This window comes from Stenotrophomonas sp. (genome assembly GCF_036662295.1).
In the GTDB taxonomy this organism is placed as follows: domain Bacteria; phylum Pseudomonadota; class Gammaproteobacteria; order Xanthomonadales; family Xanthomonadaceae; genus Stenotrophomonas.
Genome location: NZ_JAVWXA010000092.1, coordinates 1 through 16219 on the forward strand (window position 1 = coordinate 1; position 16219 = coordinate 16219).

Annotated in this window: 17 protein-coding genes; all 17 read left to right on the forward strand. The window is 69.7% G+C overall.

Features of this window, described 5'->3' with window-relative positions:
- A partial coding sequence (locus tag RSA25_RS15250) for a flagellin (RefSeq protein WP_332809697.1) occupies positions 1–701 on the forward strand: 701 nt, incomplete at its 5' end.
- A gap of 459 nt (positions 702–1160) precedes the next feature.
- Positions 1161–2534 (forward strand): flagellar filament capping protein FliD, encoded by a 1374-nt coding sequence (gene fliD / locus RSA25_RS15255; RefSeq protein WP_332809698.1) that lies wholly within the window; start codon positions 1161–1163, stop codon positions 2532–2534.
- Positions 2535–2676: 142 nt separating this feature from the next.
- Positions 2677–3093 (forward strand): flagellar export chaperone FliS, encoded by a 417-nt coding sequence (gene fliS / locus RSA25_RS15260; RefSeq protein ID WP_332809699.1) that lies wholly within the window; start codon positions 2677–2679, stop codon positions 3091–3093.
- Positions 3093–3401, forward strand: coding sequence for a hypothetical protein (locus RSA25_RS15265; protein WP_332809700.1), 309 nt, complete (start codon positions 3093–3095; stop codon positions 3399–3401). Before fliS ends, RSA25_RS15265 begins: the two co-directional genes overlap by 1 nt.
- Entirely contained in the window at positions 3398–3979 is a 582-nt protein-coding gene (locus RSA25_RS15270; RefSeq protein WP_332809701.1) for a PilZ domain-containing protein, read from the forward strand. Before RSA25_RS15265 ends, RSA25_RS15270 begins: the two co-directional genes overlap by 4 nt.
- Positions 3980–4084: 105 nt before the next feature.
- The gene (locus RSA25_RS15275; protein WP_332809712.1) at positions 4085–4717 is read left to right on the forward strand and encodes a response regulator transcription factor; all 633 of its coding nucleotides are present in this window, start codon (positions 4085–4087) and stop codon (positions 4715–4717) included.
- Between the two features lie 275 nt (positions 4718–4992).
- A complete protein-coding gene (gene rpoN / locus RSA25_RS15280; protein ID WP_332809702.1) occupies positions 4993–6402 on the forward strand; it encodes an RNA polymerase factor sigma-54 in 1410 nt (469 codons plus the stop codon).
- Positions 6403–6416: 14 nt separating this feature from the next.
- Positions 6417–6797 (forward strand): response regulator transcription factor, encoded by a 381-nt coding sequence (locus tag RSA25_RS15285; RefSeq protein ID WP_332809703.1) that lies wholly within the window; start codon positions 6417–6419, stop codon positions 6795–6797.
- Complete coding sequence (locus tag RSA25_RS15290) at positions 6790–8286, forward strand: sigma-54 dependent transcriptional regulator (RefSeq protein WP_332809704.1); 1497 nt, start codon at positions 6790–6792, stop codon at positions 8284–8286. Before RSA25_RS15285 ends, RSA25_RS15290 begins: the two co-directional genes overlap by 8 nt.
- A 248-nt stretch (positions 8287–8534) precedes the next feature.
- Complete coding sequence (locus RSA25_RS15295; RefSeq protein ID WP_332809705.1) at positions 8535–8990, forward strand: transposase; 456 nt, start codon at positions 8535–8537, stop codon at positions 8988–8990.
- Positions 8991–9432: 442 nt separating this feature from the next.
- The gene (gene fliE / locus RSA25_RS15300; RefSeq protein WP_332809706.1) at positions 9433–9792 is read left to right on the forward strand and encodes a flagellar hook-basal body complex protein FliE; all 360 of its coding nucleotides are present in this window, start codon (positions 9433–9435) and stop codon (positions 9790–9792) included.
- Positions 9793–9804: 12 nt separating this feature from the next.
- On the forward strand, positions 9805–11448 hold the full coding sequence (fliF, locus tag RSA25_RS15305) for a flagellar basal-body MS-ring/collar protein FliF (protein ID WP_332809707.1): 1644 nt from the start codon (positions 9805–9807) through the stop codon (positions 11446–11448).
- A 19-nt stretch (positions 11449–11467) separates the two neighbouring features.
- Positions 11468–12454: a flagellar motor switch protein FliG gene (fliG, locus tag RSA25_RS15310; protein ID WP_259203514.1), complete on the forward strand. Its 987-nt coding sequence runs from the start codon at positions 11468–11470 to the stop codon at positions 12452–12454.
- Positions 12451–13086 (forward strand): FliH/SctL family protein, encoded by a 636-nt coding sequence (locus RSA25_RS15315; protein ID WP_332809708.1) that lies wholly within the window; start codon positions 12451–12453, stop codon positions 13084–13086. Before fliG ends, RSA25_RS15315 begins: the two co-directional genes overlap by 4 nt.
- Entirely contained in the window at positions 13083–14471 is a 1389-nt protein-coding gene (locus RSA25_RS15320; RefSeq protein WP_332809709.1) for a FliI/YscN family ATPase, read from the forward strand. The genes RSA25_RS15315 and RSA25_RS15320 overlap by 4 nt, the downstream gene beginning before the upstream one ends.
- A gap of 3 nt (positions 14472–14474) precedes the next feature.
- Positions 14475–14933: a flagellar export protein FliJ gene (gene fliJ, locus RSA25_RS15325; protein ID WP_332809710.1), complete on the forward strand. Its 459-nt coding sequence runs from the start codon at positions 14475–14477 to the stop codon at positions 14931–14933.
- Positions 14933–16087 (forward strand): flagellar hook-length control protein FliK, encoded by a 1155-nt coding sequence (locus RSA25_RS15330; RefSeq protein WP_332809711.1) that lies wholly within the window; start codon positions 14933–14935, stop codon positions 16085–16087. Before fliJ ends, RSA25_RS15330 begins: the two co-directional genes overlap by 1 nt.
- Positions 16088–16219: the final 132 nt, after the last annotated feature.

Genomic DNA, 16219 nt, shown 5'->3' on the forward strand with positions numbered 1-16219 from the left:
CCGGCCAGGCCATTGCCATCGACAAGGTCGTGGACGCCAAGGCCAACGCCCTGGGTGGCGCGCAGTTCGTCACCGCCGCCGTTGCAGCCCCCACCGTCACCGCCGGCGCCGCCACCGTGGATGCGTTCAGCCTCACCAGCGCGTCGGGCACCGTGTCCTTCGCCGAGCTGGACCTGAAGGACACCACCACGGCCAAGGCCGGCCAGGCACTGGCGACGCACATCAACGCCAAGATCGGTGAAACCGGCATCTTTGCCGAAGCCGATGCCACCACCGGCGCGCTGACCCTGACCTCGGTCAAGGACAGCGTGGACAAGGATGGCGCAGTGGTGCAGCTGAGCGGTACCGACATCACCCTGACCGCCAACGCGGCCGTGCCGACCAAGCAGTTCGCCGACTCGATCGACGTGTCCACCGTCAAGGGTGCACAGCAGGCGCTGGAAATCGTCGACAAGGCGCTGAGCTCGATCAACAACACCCGCGCCGACCTCGGTGCGATCCAGAACCGCTTCACCTCGGTGGTGGCCAACCTGCAGACCTCCTCGGAGAACCTGTCGGCCTCGCGCAGCCGCATCAGCGATACCGACTTCGCCAAGGAAACCGCAGAGCTGACCCGCACCCAGATCCTGCAGCAGGCCGGTACGGCCATGCTGGCCCAGGCCAACCAGGTGCCGCAGAACGTGCTCAGCCTGCTGCGCTGAGCCACGCGTCCACGCCGCCGGCAACCCGCCGGCGGCATGGGCAAACCCCGACATATACAGCCAATGCTCGCGCAGGACCGGGCCATGGCCATGGGCCGGACTCTCTCCCGGTAGCCACATTCACCGTGGCCATGGCCCGCCCCTGCGGCAGAACTGTTATCAGCGCTGATTGTTTGACTGGACATCCCGGGTGGCTTCGTCTCCCCCCGCTTTTCAGTAGCCTGGGCCCCCCTCTACATTGGAGGGGGGCTTTTTTCGTTCCAGCGGCAGGGCCGACGCTTCAATCCCCGGCCCTGCCCCCATGCCCCTGCAACCGGCGTGCCAAAGCGCCGCGCCAGCCCATTGGCACAACTCCTGCATCGAGGAGGTTCTAAAGACCCGGCGGCTACGGCCGCTACATTCGTTGACGGCACGGCGGCGCGGCATGCGCGGCGGTGGCACACAGACAGGAGAAACAACGTGGCTGACTTTGGTTACGGCGGCATCGGCTCGGGGCTGGATATTTCCGGCATGGTGGCCAGCCTGGTGGCGGCCGATCGCAAGCCGGCGGACAACGCACTGAACCTGCAGCAGTCCAAGGCCAAGCTGCAGATGTCGGCGGTGGCCACGGTGAAGTCCGCGTTCGACGTGCTCAACACCTCGCTCAAGGCCTCCACCGCCTTCGACGCGCGCCTGGTGAGTGCCACCAAGAGCGGCACCGACGAGATCCTGACGGTGTCCAGCACCAACTCGGCGGCCACCGGCAGCCACGTGGTCAACGTCACCCAGCTGGCCACGGCCAACAAGTGGATCGCCGATACCGCCATTCCCAAGACGCAGACCTTTGGCGCCGGAACCCTGACGCTGGACGTCGGCGTGGGCGACAAGAAGAAAACGCTTGAAATCCAGGTCGAGGCCGACGACACCCTGAGCTCGATCCGCACCAAGATCGAGAAGGCCGGGCGCAGCCTGGGCGTGCAGTCGACACTGATCGCCTCGGGCGACAACCAGTACCTGTCCCTGTCCCAGGAAAAGGCCGGCACCGCCAACGCCATCAAGCTCAGCGCCGGGGCCGGCAACGCCAGCCTTACCGCGCTGGCGGCCAGCCTGTCCGAGCGCACGCCGGCGGCCGACGCCAAGCTCACCATCGACGGCGTGGCCGTGGTGGCCAGCGAGAACACGGTCACCGACGTGGTGCCCGGCTTGACCCTGAACCTGAAGAAGGTGGGCGAGAGCACGGTGACCGTCAGCACCGACGTAGCAGCTGCGCGCAAGGTGATGCAGGACTTCGTGACCGCCTACAACGGCGCGATCTCGGCCATCAACACGGCCACCAAGTACGACGTGGAGAACAAGGAGCCGTCCTCGCTGACCGGCGATGCGCAGATGCGCGGCGCCTCCAGCCAGCTGCGTTCGATGATGAGCGGCGTGCTCAAGGACCTGGCGGCGGTTGGCCTGGACCCGAAGACGCTGGGCCTGCAGACCCGCGCCTATCCCAACGCCGACGGCAGCCTGGTGCTGGATGCCACCAAGTTCGAGGCCGCGTTGACCAACCAGGCCGGCGCGGTCCGCCAGGCCCTCACCGGCGACGATGGCGCGGCGGCGAAGCTGTTCAACCTGGTGGAGGGCTACACCAGCACCGCGGTGGGCAAGGAAGGCGCGTTCGTGTCGCGCACCAAGAGCATCACCGCCACGCTGACCGACATCGACAAGCGCCGCAAGGCGCTGGACGTGCGCATGACCGGCGTTGAAGAGCGCTACAAGAAGCAGTTCCTGGCGCTGGACGCCTTGATGAGCAAGATGAGCCAGACCATGACCAGCCTGAGCAGCCAGCTGTCGCAGCTGAGCGGCTGATCCCTGCACCGGCGGCGCACGCGCACTCAAGTTGCGCGTGCCCGCGGCCGATATCGGTATCAACGCAGTACCCGCCGCAGCACTCCACCCGGTGCCGCAGACCTCGCGAGGCACGCGGCCCCGCACGAAGGAGACATGATTGATGTACGGCTCAAACCGTCAGTTCACCGAGCAGTACCGCAAAGTGGGCGTGCAGAGCTCGATCACCGACGCCGACCCGCATAAGCTGGTGGCGCTGCTGCTGGCCGGGGCGCTGGAACGCGTGCGGCTGGCCCAGGCCTGCCTTGAAGGCGGCGACCAGGCCCGCAAGGGCAAGGCGATCGGCGAAGTCTGCGCCATCGTGGGCCACCTCAACGGCTCGCTCGACCACGAAGCCGGCGGAGAAATCGCCAGCAACCTGTCGGCCCTGTACGACTACGTGATGCAGCGGCTGACCGAAGCCAACCTGCACAACGACCCGGAGGCCCTGCGCGAGTCGCTGGAGCTGCTGGGCGAGATCGACGCGGCGTGGAACGCGATTCCGCGCGACCAGCGCGTGCCGGCCCAGGCCACCGCCTGATGGCCGCCACCGCACTCTCGCTGGCCGACCTCAACGCCTCGCTGGATGGGCTGGAAGCGGCCCTGCTGGGCGAGGACCACGACCAGGCCCACACCTGGCTGGATGGTCTGCACGACCAGCAGGCGCGTTTCCTGGCCCAGCCCGGCGCGCTGGATGACGTGGCCGGGCTGTCGGCGCTGGAAGGCCGCCAGCAGCGGGTGATGGTGATGATGATGAGCCAGCGCGACGACGCCGCCCGCCACCTGCGCGAGGGCGCATCGGCCCGGCGCGTGGCCAGCGCGTATCTCACCGCGGAATCGCTGTCATGAGCGAGCCTCGCCCCAGCGCCATCCATCATCCGGCCGAAAGCGAGCTGTTCGATGAAACGCTGAGCTGCGAGGTGGCCCTGCCGGCCGAATTCCGCCTGGGCAGCGCAGTGGTGCGCCCGGGCAGTGCCGAGACCCTGCTGCGCAGCGTGGCGCTGGTGGAAGACAGCCGCGGCGATGACGGGCATGACGAGCGCGGTGAGTCCTCCGTGCAACTGCAGCGCCTGGAAGCCAAGCTGGACCTGACCATGGTCCTGCTGGGGCGGCTGGTGCGGCAGAGCGCACAAGACCTGGACCTGCGCCCGCTGCGCTGGTCGCGGCGCGGCATCCGGCTGGAACAGGGCGCCCGCGCCGGGGCCGCGCCGGGCAGCCTGGGCGTGATCCGGCTGCAGCCCTGCGACTGGCTGCCCGACCACATCGACCTGCCGGTCACGGTGCTGGCCGAGGCCGCCAACGGCGCCGGCGCCCACTTCCTGTGGCTGCGCTTCGAGCCGATGAGCGATGCGCTTGAAATGGCGCTGGAACGGCACCTGTTCCGCCTGCACCGCCGCCAGATCGCCGACGCGCGCCGGCTGCGCTGACCCGACCGGCCCGGCCACCCGCCGGGCCGACGATCAGGCAGCTTGGCGGTAGGCCGCCACTCCGTTAAGGTGGTCGTCTTCCTTCACATCTTCCCCACCCTGCCCGTGCGCGTTCTCATCGTCGACGATCACACCCTGGTCCGCGCCGGCCTCAGCCGCCTGCTCCAGGGCTTTGCCGAGGTGGAAGTGGCGGCCGAGGCAAGCAATGCCGAACAGGCCCTGCAGCTGGCCATCCAGCACAGCCCCGATGTGATCCTCATGGACCTGTCCCTGCCCGGCCGCACCGGGCTGGAAGCACTGAGCGACATCCTGCTGCGCGCGCCCGGCACCCGGGTGGTGATGATGACCATGCATGACGATGCGGTGCACGTGCGCGATGCCCTGGACCGCGGCGCGGTGGGCTTCGTGGTCAAGGATGCCGCCCCGCAGGAGCTGGAGCTGGCCCTGCGCGCCGCGCACGCCGGCCAGGTGTTCCTCAGCCCGCAGATCTCGGCCAAGATGCTGGCGCCGATGCTGGGCAAGGAAAAGCCGGTCGGGGTGGCGGCATTGTCGCCGCGCCAGCGCGAGATCCTGCGCCAGATCGGCCGCGGCGAGAGCAACAAGGAAATCGCCGCCGACCTCGGCATCAGCGTCAAGACGGTGGAAACCCACCGCGCGCGCATGATGGAGTCGCTGGGCTGCCGGCGCGCCAACGATCTGCTGCTGCTGGCCGCCCGCCACCAGCACGAGTTGGAGTGACCGCCGCGCCCGGGCGCGTCGGTTAGCCGGCACCCTGAAGCATTCAGCCCGGCGGCCGACGGTTTTTTGAACAGGCCCGGCCGCCCGGGGCACGGAAACACAAGGGTCTCCGCCACGGGCAGCGTCAAAAGTCCGAACCGATGTAGGGGCTTTCCTGACCAGGCGTCAGGAAACCAACGACAGCACTCAGGAACCCCCCGATTACGGCGTCGGGATATCACAAGCAAGATGCGTTCCATACCGCGCCGGGAAGTCGGCGCAACCGGGGAAAACGCATGAAGCCGACGATGTCGACCCAGCTGGGTCAGCAGCTCCACCTCACACCGCAACTGCTGCAGTCCATCCGGCTGCTGCAGCTGGACGGCATGCAGCTGGAGCTGGAGATCCGCCGCGCACTGGAGACCAATCCGCTGCTGGAGCTGGAGGAGGCCCCCGAGGCCGTCGCCGCCGATACCGCCGCGACCACCACCAGCGAGGAGGTGGCCGCCTTCGACGAGCTGCCCGAAAGCGCCATGTGGGACGTGCCCGGCGCCAGCTGGCAGGACGGTGACGATGACCGCATGCAGCGCATCGCCGCCGGCGAATCCAGCGACCCGCAGCTGCGCGCCCTGCAGCGCCTGTCGCTGGACCTGGATGCGCGCGAGATGGCCGTGGCCACCTTCTGGCTGGAGCACTGCGACGAGGCCGGCTACCTGGACGCGCCGCTGGCGCAGCTGCAGCTGCTGGCCAGCGCCCGCTGCGACGTGGACGCGGCCGGGGTGGAAGCGGTACGCCAGCAGATCCTGCACGGCGAACCGGCCGGCCTGGCCGCCCAGGACCTGCACGAATGCCTGGGCGTGCAGCTGCGCGCCCTGCCCGGCCGCGTGCCGGCCCGCCACCTGGCCCAGCGCGTGCTGGATGAAGGCCTGGCCAGCCTGGCCGCGCACGACTATGCGGCCCTGGCCGCGCAGCTGGATGCGGAGATCGGCGACATCCACGAGGCGGTGCGCCTGATCCTGTCGCTGCAGCCGCGCCCGGGCGACAGCCTGCGCCCGGACGACAACGGCGTGGTCATCCCCGACGTGATCGCCTGGCACGCCGACGGCCAGTGGCGCGTGGCGCTCAACCCGGCCACCAGCCGTCGCCTGAGCATCAACCCGTCTTACGAAAGCGCGCTGGCCGACGCCGGCGAGGGCGCCCAGCCGCTGCGCGACATGCTGCAGGAAGCGCGCTGGCTCACCCGTGGCCTGTCGATGCGCTATGACACCCTGCTGCGCACCACCCGGGTGATCATCGAGCGCCAGGCCGGGTTCCTGACCCGCGGCGAAGAGGCCATGGCCCCGCTCACGCTCAAAGAGGTGGCCGATGCGATCGGCATGCACGAGTCCACGGTCTCGCGCATCACCACCGGCAAGTACCTGCAGACCCCGCGCGGCACCCTGGAGCTGAAGCACTTCTTCGCGGTACGGCTGGAAGGCGCCAGCGTCTCCGGCCAGGCCGTCAAGGCCATGGTGCGGCGCCTGATCGATGCCGAACCGGCGGGCCGGCCGCTGGCCGATGAGGCCATCGCCGGGCTGCTGTCGCGCCAGGGCGTCAACATCGCACGCCGCACCGTTGCAAAATACCGAGAACAACTGGACATCGCCCCGGCACGCGAACGCCGCCGGATCAATGCCCGCGCCCCGCAATTGGCCCGGGTGGGCTGAAGGAAATGACTGTCATGAGCAAGCTCACCGTCCTGCTGGTCGACGACCATGAAGGCTTCATCAACGCCGCCATGCGCCACTTCCGCAAGGTCGACTGGCTGGAGGTGATCGGCAGCGCGGCCAATGGCCTGGAAGCGATCGAACGCTCGGAGGCGCTGCGCCCGCAGGTGGTGCTGATGGACCTGGCCATGCCGGAAATGGGCGGCCTGCAGGCCACCCGCCTGATCAAGTCGCAGGACGATGCGCCCTACATCGTCATCGCCAGCCACTTCGACGACGTGGAGCACCGCGAGCACGCCCTGCGCGCCGGCGCGGACAACTTCGTCAGCAAGCTGTCCTACATCCAGGAGGTGATGCCCATCCTGGAAGGCCTGAAGGGGAAGGATCATGAGTGAGTCGCGCATCCTGGTGCTGGACAACGATGCCGTCCGCGCCGAACGCACCGTCGCCCTGCTGGAGTTCATGGACTTCAACCCGCGCTGGGTGGCCGACGCGGCGGACATCGACACCGCCCGCCAGCGCCCCAACGACTGGGTGGCGGTGATCATCGGCAGCCTGGACCCGGGCCCGCGCAGCGATGCGCTGTTTGCCTGGGCCGGCAAGGGTGCGCTGCCGCCGCCGGTGATGCTGATCGATGGCGACGCCGGCCTGTTCGCCCAGCAGCATGGGCTGCACGAAGCCAACGTGTGGCCGCTGGAGGCACCGCTGCGCCATGCGCAGATGGAAGCCCTGCTGCGCCGTGCCAGCCTGAAGCGGCTGGATGCCGAGCACCAGGCCGGTGCCGTGCAGGACCAGGGCCCCACCGGCGAGGGTGCGGCCGTGAGCGCGCTGCGCCAGATGATCGAACAGGTGGCGGCCTTCGACACCACCGTGCTGGTGCTGGGCGAATCGGGCACCGGCAAGGAAGTGGTGTCGCGCTCGATCCACCAGCGCTCGCCGCGTCGCGACGGGCCATTCGTGGCCATCAACTGCGGCGCGATCCCGGCCGAGCTGCTGGAGAGCGAACTGTTCGGTCACGAAAAGGGCGCCTTTACCGGTGCACTGAGCGCGCGCAAGGGCCGTTTCGAAATGGCCGAGGGCGGCACCCTGCTGCTGGATGAAATCGGCGACATGAGCCTGCCGATGCAGGTCAAGCTGCTGCGCGTGCTGCAGGAGCGCAGCTTCGAGCGCGTCGGCGGCAACCAGACCATCCGCTGCAACGTGCGCGTGATCGCCGCGACCCATCGCGACCTGGAGTCGCGTATCGCCGACGGCAAGTTCCGCGAGGATCTGTTCTACCGCCTCAACGTCTTCCCCATCGACGTGCCGGCGCTGCGCGAGCGCAGCGAAGACCTGCCGGCGCTGGTCACCACCATCGCCGCGCAGCTGGCCCGCACCGGCCGTGGCGAAGTGCGCTTCAGTGCCGAAGCCCTGCAGGCGCTGGCCAGCTACGAGTGGCCGGGCAACGTGCGCGAGCTGACCAACCTGGTGGAGCGCCTGGCGGTGCTGCACCCCGGCGGCAACGTGCGCGTGCAGGACCTGCCGGCGCGGTATCGCGGTGATTTCAGCGCCAGCGCCCCGGTGGCCGTGGTGGCCCCGGCCGCACCGGCCGACGAGCGCCTGGACCTGCGCAGCTTCTCCTTCCACACGCCCTCGCCGGGCACCGGCGCGGCGCTGGACAATGGCATCGGCCAGGTCACCCGCGCCGCCGGCCTGCCCGACGCCGGCCTGGACCTGCGCAACCACATGGCCAACATCGAACTGACCCTGATCAACGAGGCCCTCGAGCGCACCCAGGGCGTGGTCGCCCACGCCGCCCAGCTGCTTGGCCTGCGCCGCACCACGCTGGTGGAAAAGCTGCGCAAGTACGGCATCGAGCGCGACCAGACCGAACTGGCCGGCTGAATCGGGCTGCCGTTGGTGTCGCCGCCAAGCCCGGGCCCTGCCCGGGCTTTGTCGTTGAGGCGATGGGCGGGCCGCCTCCGCAAGGTAGAGCCACCCCATGGGTGGCTGCCCGGAATCCCTCCCCGACAGGTTCCCCCAGGTAGAGCCACCCCATGGGTGGCTGCCCTCACCCCCGTCCCCCATCCCCCCCCGCAAGAACCCGTCATCCCCCGATGGCGCGCGCAACGCAGCCACCGCACCCTGACCCGATGGCCAGCCCACGCCTCCAACGCGGTCGATACTCGCACCCCGGCTTCTGCTACGCGCTAACCACCACCACGCACGCCCGGCGGCGGTGGTTCGAGGATGCGCCCAATGCCGAGCTTGTCATCGACACCCTGCGCCACCTCGATCGGTCCGGGCACAGCGGTACGCTGGCGTGGGTGGTCATGCCGGACCACGTGCATTGGCTGATGCAGCTGCGCCAGGGGACGCTGGCCGATTGCATGGCGGTATTCAAATCACGCAGTGCCCGCCTGTTGAATGCACGCCTGGGGCGGCAGGGGAAGCTCTGGCAACACGGTTATTTCGACCACGCCGTGCGGACCGACGCATCGCTGCGCAAACACGCGCTGTACCTCCTCGCCAATCCCATCCGCGCCGGATTGGCGACGGCGCTGGGCGAATACCCCTATGCCTGGTCGCGGTGGCCGGTGGACGGGTGAGGCCGCAGCCACCCATGGGGTGGCTCTACCCGCCATTTCGCCGATCCTGCGGGGGCTGCGGTCGATCCACCCGCCGTTTCGCCGATCCTGCGGGGCCGGCGATTGATCCATGCGTGGTCTGGTAGAGCCACCCCATGGGTGGCTGCGCGGGATATCTGGACGCCAGAAGCAGCCACCCATGGGGTGGCTCTACCCCCGCCCGCGCGCGGCGGTGCTGTCGGTTTTTCGACGCCGGGTATCCGGCGCCGTGGCCGCGACACCCGGACGCAGCGGCATTCTGTCGCGGCCGCTATCCGCCCAGGGCCGGCTCCGCCTTCACGCCTTGACGCGCGTGAACGCGCAAACCCTTGCCACGCCAACAAAACTGAACCGGTAAGCGGTTTCGGCACGGCACTTGCAACGTATTCACCCGAAACCCCATCCCAGCTTCGGAACGTTCCTGATGTCGCACTCCGTCACCTCCGTCCTTTCCCAGATCCGTTCCTTCCAGACCCAGATCGCGCCTGCCGTCAGTCCGCTGACGGAGACGCCGAAGAGCAACGCCATCCAGGGCCTGGTGTCCCCCCAGGAAGTGCAGGGGCCGAGCTTCACCGAGACCCTGCGCGGTGCCATTGCCGGGGTGAACGAGGCGCAGCAGAAATCCGGCGCATTGGCCAAGGCCTTCGAGCTGGGTGAACCCGGCGCGGACCTTGCCAAGGTGATGGTCGCCTCCCAGCAGTCCCAGATCGCCTTCCGCGCCACCGTGGAAGTCCGCAACCGTCTCGTCCAGGCTTACCAGGACGTGATGAACATGCCGCTGTAAGGATAGATACGCATGGCCCTGTCGCTCTCCAAGGAATCACTGAACACCGAGAAAGCCGGTCAGTGGTTCGATCGGCTGCAAAGCCTGCAGATCACCCGTCGGCTCGGACTGATGGCGATGATCGCCGTGGCCGTGGCGGCAGGCCTGTTCGTGTTCTTCTGGTCGCAGAAGCCGGGCATGGTGCCGCTGTACACCGGGCTGGACCAGAAGGCGACCGCCGAGGCCACCGACCTGCTGCGCACCGCGCAGATCCCGTTCGAACTGGACCCGGCCACCGGTGGCATCACCGTGCCGGAAAAGAACCTGCACGATGCACGCCTGAAGCTGGCCGGCTCGGGCCTGACCGACAGCGGGCGGCTGGGCTTTGAACTGATGGAGCGCGATCCGGGCTTCGGCGTGAGCCAGTTCATGGAGAACGCGCGCTACCAGCATTCGCTGGAAACCGAGCTCTCGCGCACCATCAACACGCTGCGCCCGGTCCGCGATTCGCGCGTGCACCTGGCCATTCCCAAGCCGAGCGCGTTCACCCGCCAGCGCGACGTGGCCAGCGCCTCGGTGGTGCTGGAACTGCGCGGTGGCCAGCAGCTGGAACGCGGCCAGATCGATGCGATCGTGCACATGGTGGCCGCCAGCATCCCCGACCTGGCCCCCGAGCGCGTGACCGTGGTGGACCAGAGCGGGCGCATGCTCAGCGTGTCCGACCCGAACAGCGAGGCGGCGATGAATGCCGCGCAGTTCGAACAGGTGCGCCGCCAGGAAACCTCGTTCAACCAGCGCATCCGCGAACTGCTCGAACCGATGACCGGCCCCGGCCGCGTCAACCCGGAAGTGAGCGTGGACATGGACTTCTCGGTGATCGAGGAAGCCCGCGAGCTCTACAACGGCGAGCCGCAGAAGCTGCGCAGCGAGCAGATGAGCGAGAACAGCAGCAGCACCCCCGGCCCGCAGGGCGTGCCCGGTGCGGCCAGCAACACCCCGCCCGGCCCGGCCGCGGCGCCGGCCGTGGCCGCCGCGCCCACCGAAACCTCCAAGAACGCCACCCGCAACTACGAGCTGGACCGCACCCTGCAGCACACCCGCCAGCCGGCCGGCCGCATCAAGCGCGTCTCGGTGGCGGTGCTGGTGGACAACGTGCCGCGCGCCGGTGCCAACGGCAAGACCACCGAGCAGCCGCTGTCGGCGGCCGAACTGACCCGGGTGGAAGCCCTGGTCAAGCAGGCGGTCGGGTTCGATGCCGAGCGCGGTGACACGGTGTCGGTGATGAACGCCCCCTTCGTGCGCGAGACCGTCCCGGTGGAAGGCCCCAAGTGGTGGGAGCTGCCGCAGGTGCAGGATGGGTTGCGGCTGCTGCTGGGCGCCATCGTGGTGCTGGCGCTGGTGTTCGGCGTGCTGCGCCCGGCGCTGCGCTCGATCACCGGGCAGACCAAAAAAGACACCCATGCCCCCCTGGAACCGCACAGTGCCGACGTGCAGCTGGTCGATGACGGCGAAGGCTTGCCTGCGCTGGGCAGCGAGCGGCTGGGCGCGGCCGGGCACGAAACCCTGGCATTGCCGGTGGACTCCTACGAGGAACGACTGCGCATGGCGCGTGAAGCCGTAAAGACCGATTCCAAGCGCGTGGCCCAGGTGGTCAAGGGCTGGGTGGCCAATGACTGACGCCGTCCCCAACGCGCCGCTGACCGGCGTGCAGCGTGCCGCCGTGCTGCTGCTGTCGCTCGGCGAGCTGGACGCGGCCGAAGTGCTGCGCCACATGGAACCCAAGGAGGTGCAGAAGATCGGCATCGCCATGGCCACCATGACCGACATCACCCGGGCCCAGGTCGAGGGCGTCATGGACCAGTTCAGCAACGAACTGGGCTCCAAGACCTCGCTCGGCGTCGGCTCGGACGACTACATCCGCAACATGCTGGTGCAGGCGCTGGGCAGTGAGAAGGCCGGCAACCTGATCGACCGCATCCTGCTGGGCCGCAACACCACCGGCCTGGACGCGCTGAAGTGGATGGACCCGCGCGCGGTGGCCGACCTGGTGCGCAACGAGCACCCGCAGATCATCGCCATCGTGATGGCCCACCTGGAGACCGACCAGGCCGCCGACGCGCTCAAGCTGCTGCCCGAACGCACCCGCGTGGACGTGCTGCTGCGCATCGCCACCCTGGACGGCATCCCGCCCAACGCGCTGAACGAGCTGAACGAAATCATGGAACGGCAGTTTGCCGGCAACCAGAACCTGAAGTCGTCCAACATCGGCGGCGTGCAGTGCGCGGCCAACATCCTGAACTTCATGGACAGCGGGCAGGACCAGGCGATCCTGGGCGAGATCGCGCGCATCGATGCGCCGCTCAGTGGCCGCATCCAGGACCTGATGTTCGTGTTCGACGACCTGGTGGACCTGGACGACCGCGAGCTGCAGCTGGTGCTGCGCGAAGTGAGCGGCGAACGCCTGGGCCTGGCCCTGCGCGGGGCCGACATCAAGGTGCGCGACAAGATCACCCGCAACATGTCCCAGCGCGCGGCCGAGATCCTGCTCGAAGACATGGAAGCGCGTGGCCCGGTGCGTCTGTCGGACGTGGAAGTGGCGCAGCGCGAGATCCTGGCCATCGTCAAGCGCATGGCCGATGAGGGCACCGTCACCATCGGCGGCAACGCGGAGGCGATGCTGTGAACAACGCCGTGCGATGGCTGGCCCCGGACCTGCTGGCCGAACCGGCGCCGCCGGAAGAAGAGAGTTTCGAACTCACCGAACCGGACCTGGCGCACGAACCGGAGCCGTTGCTGCAGCCGCCCACGCTGGAGGAAATCCAGCAGATCCAGGACGAGGCCGAGAAGGAAGGCTTCGAACGCGGCCACGCCGATGGCCAGGCCCAGGGCCAGGCCGAAGTGCGCCGCCTGATCGCGCAGATCGAAGGTATCCTGGACAACTTCGGCCGGCCGCTGGTGCGGCTGGAAAACGAAGTGGTGGCCGCGCTGGGCGAGCTGGCGGTGCGTATCGCCGGCACCCTGGTGGGCCGTGCCTACCAGGCCGACCCGGCACTGCTGGCCCAGCTGGTCGGCGAGGCGGTGGACGCGGTGGGCGGTGCCAACCGCGAGGTCGAAGTGCGCCTGCACCCCGATGACATCGCCGCGTTGACCCCGCTGCTGCAGCTCTCGCCCAGCCAACGCCTGACCGCCGACCTCAGCCTGAGCCGCGGCGACCTGCGCGTGCATGCCGAGGCCGTGCGCATCGACGGCACCCTGGAGGCGCGCCTGCGGGGCGCGCTGGACGCGGTGCTGCGCCGTTCCGGAGCCAGTGCATGAACACCGATCCCCTGCCCACCCCCACCCCGCCGGCCGACTGGGCCGCCGCGCGCAACCTGCGCCTGGCGGCCCGCCTGGACGGCATCCAGCCCGATGGCACCCACGGCCGTGGGCTGATCCGCGAGGGCGTGCTGCGCCGCGCGGTGGGCCTCACCCTGGAAGCGGTGGGCTGCGAATCGCCGATGGGCGCCAGCTGCAAGGTCGAAGTGGCCGATGGCGGCTGGGTCGATGCGGAGGTGGTCGGCTTTGCCGGCGAACGCACCTACCTCATGCCCAGTGCCGAACTGCATGGCCTGCTGCCCAACGCCCGGGTGGTGCCGGTGCTGGGCCGTGGCGGCGTGGAAGTGGGCGAAGGCCTGCTTGGCCGCGTCATCGACAGCGATGGCGTGCCGCTGGATGGCAAGGGCCCGATCCGCGCCGAAGGCACGGTGGGCATGGCCGGCGTCTCGATCAACCCGCTGGCGCGCGAGCCGATCACCCAGCCGCTGGACGTGGGCGTACGCGCGATCAACGCGCTGCTGCCGATCGGTCGCGGCCAGCGCGTGGGCCTGTTTGCCGGCTCCGGCGTGGGCAAGTCCACGTTGCTGGGCATGATGACCCGCTACACCGCCGCCGACGTGATCGTGGTCGGCCTGATCGGCGAACGCGGCCGCGAAGTCCGCGACTTCGTGGAAAGCACGCTGGGCGAGGAAGGCCTGCGCCGCGCGGTGGTGGTGGCCAGCCCGGCCGACCGCCCGCCGCTGGCGCGCCTGCACGGCGCCTACCGCGCCACCGCGATCGCCGAATGGTTCCGCGACCAGGGCCTGAACGTGCTGCTGCTGATGGATTCGCTCACCCGCTTTGCCCAGGCCCAGCGCGAGATCGGCCTGTCGGTGGGCGAGCCGCCCACCACCCGCGGTTACCCGCCCTCGGTGTTTGCCAAGCTGCCGGCCCTGGTGGAGCGCGCCGGCAACGGCGCCAAGGGCCGCGGCTCGATCACCGCCTTCTACACCGTGCTCACCGAAGGCGACGATCCGCAGGACCCCATCGCCGACGCCGCGCGCGCGATCCTGGACGGCCACATCCTGCTTTCGCGCCGGGTCGCCGACAGCGGCCTGTACCCGGCCATCGACGTGGAATCCTCGGTCAGCCGAGTGGTCACCGAGATCGCCGACGAACCGTGGCGCCTGCGCATCCGCAAACTCAAACGGCTGGTTTCGGCCTATTCGTCCAACCGCGACCTGATCGCCATCGGCGCCTACCAGCGCGGCAACGATCCGGCCACCGACGAAGCGCTGGAGCGCTGGTCGGAGATCGTTGAATTCCTCGGACAGGACGTCGGCAAGGCGGCTGACCTGCCGCACAGCCAGGCCGCGCTCAAGCGCCTGGTGGAACCAGAGGCATAACCCATGATCCAGTCCAAGCGTTTCGACCCCCTGCTCAAGCGGGCCCAGGACCACGAAGACGAGGTGGCGCGCGACCTGGCCGAACGCCAGCGCACGCTCGACACCCACCTGTCGCGGCTGGACGAACTGCGCCGCTATGCCGAAGAGTATGCAAACGCCCAGATGGCCGCGACCAGCCCGGCGCAGCTGCTCAACCGGCGTGCCTTCCTGGACCGCCTGGACAGCGCGGTGGCCCAGCAGAGCCAGACCGTGAACAGCAACCGGGAAAAGGTGGAAGCCGAGCGCGCCCGCCTGATCCTGGCCAGCCGCGACAAGGCGGTGCTGGAGCAGTTGGCCGCCAGCTACCGCGCGCAGGAAAAGGTGGTGCTGGACCGCCGCGACCAGCGCGAGATGGATGACCTGGGCGCGCGCCGCAGCCGCCAGGCCCAGCGCAGCGACAGCGACGCCGGGGGCGAATCGTGATGCCCGCCGCCCTGCTGGGCAGCACCGCCACCGGTGGCGCCCGCACGCCCGGCGCCAGCGCGCGCGCGGACAGCCCGGGCGGCAGCGACCGCCAGGACTTTGACACCCTGCTCAAGCCCGATGCCGGGCGCGCGGAGAAATCCGGGCCCACGCCCAAGGCCAGCGCCAACAAAAGCGCGGGCAACCCAGCACCCGCCGCCGATGCCGACGCCGCCCCCCCGGGGGATGCGGGCAGGCGACCCGCCAGCGATGACAGCGCCACGCCGGCCAGCGACGCCGCCGCGACCACCCCGACCAGCGCTGAGAAGCCGCTGGCCGAGGCGGGCGAGGATGCCGACGCGGATGCCGCGCCGTGGCCGCCGCTCGGCCTGGCCGGGCTGGCCCTGATGGGGCTGGCGCCGGCCGCGCCGACGCCAACGGCAGTGGCCGCGGCCAGTGCCACCGACCCGACGCTGGCCGGCGCGCCGGCGCCGGTGGTGGCGACGCCCGTGCAGGCGGCCCCGGCGCCCGGGCTGGCACTCGCTGCCCCGGCGGCGGCCGCCAGCGAGGCCCCCGCCGCGTTGGTGTTGCCGGACGACATGGCGGTCAGCGACGACGCCCAGTTGCTCAAGGCGGTCACCGACGCCCTGGCCGGCGACAGCGCCGATGCCCCGGCGCCGCCGTTGCTGCACGCCCTGCAGGCCGCTGCCGAGGTTAAGGGCACGGCGGTCGGGAGCGTGTTCACCGGCAGCCCCACCGCCACCCCGGAGGTGGGCGCGGACGATTTCGGCGATGCGATCAGCGCCCGCATCGGCTGGCTGGCCGACCAGAAGATCGGCCATGCGGTGATCCGGGTGACCCCGCACGACCTGGGCCAGGTGGAAGTGCGCCTGCAGATCGATGGCGACAAGATCCACGCCAGCTTCGCCAGCGCCCATGCCGAAGTGCGCCACGCGCTGGAAGCCAGCCTGCCGCGCCTGCGCGAAATGCTCGGCGAACACGGCTTCCAGCTGGGCAACGCCGACGTGGGCCAGCAGCACACCGCGCAGGATGGCAAGGGCGGCGGCGGGCAGGCCGGCACGACCGGCGGCGACGGCGAACCGGCGCTGGCCGAGATCACCGTTTCGCCCGCGCAGTTGATGCGCCAGCGCGGGCTGGTTGACGCGTACGCGTAGGCGCGGCGGCCCCGCGCCCGGTAGTGCCGACCGCTGGCCGGCTCCTGGCATTAATGAGATCCCAAGGTAGTGCCGGCCGCTGGCGGGCTCCTCGCATCGCCATGGTTTCCGGGGGAGCCGGCCAGCGGCCGG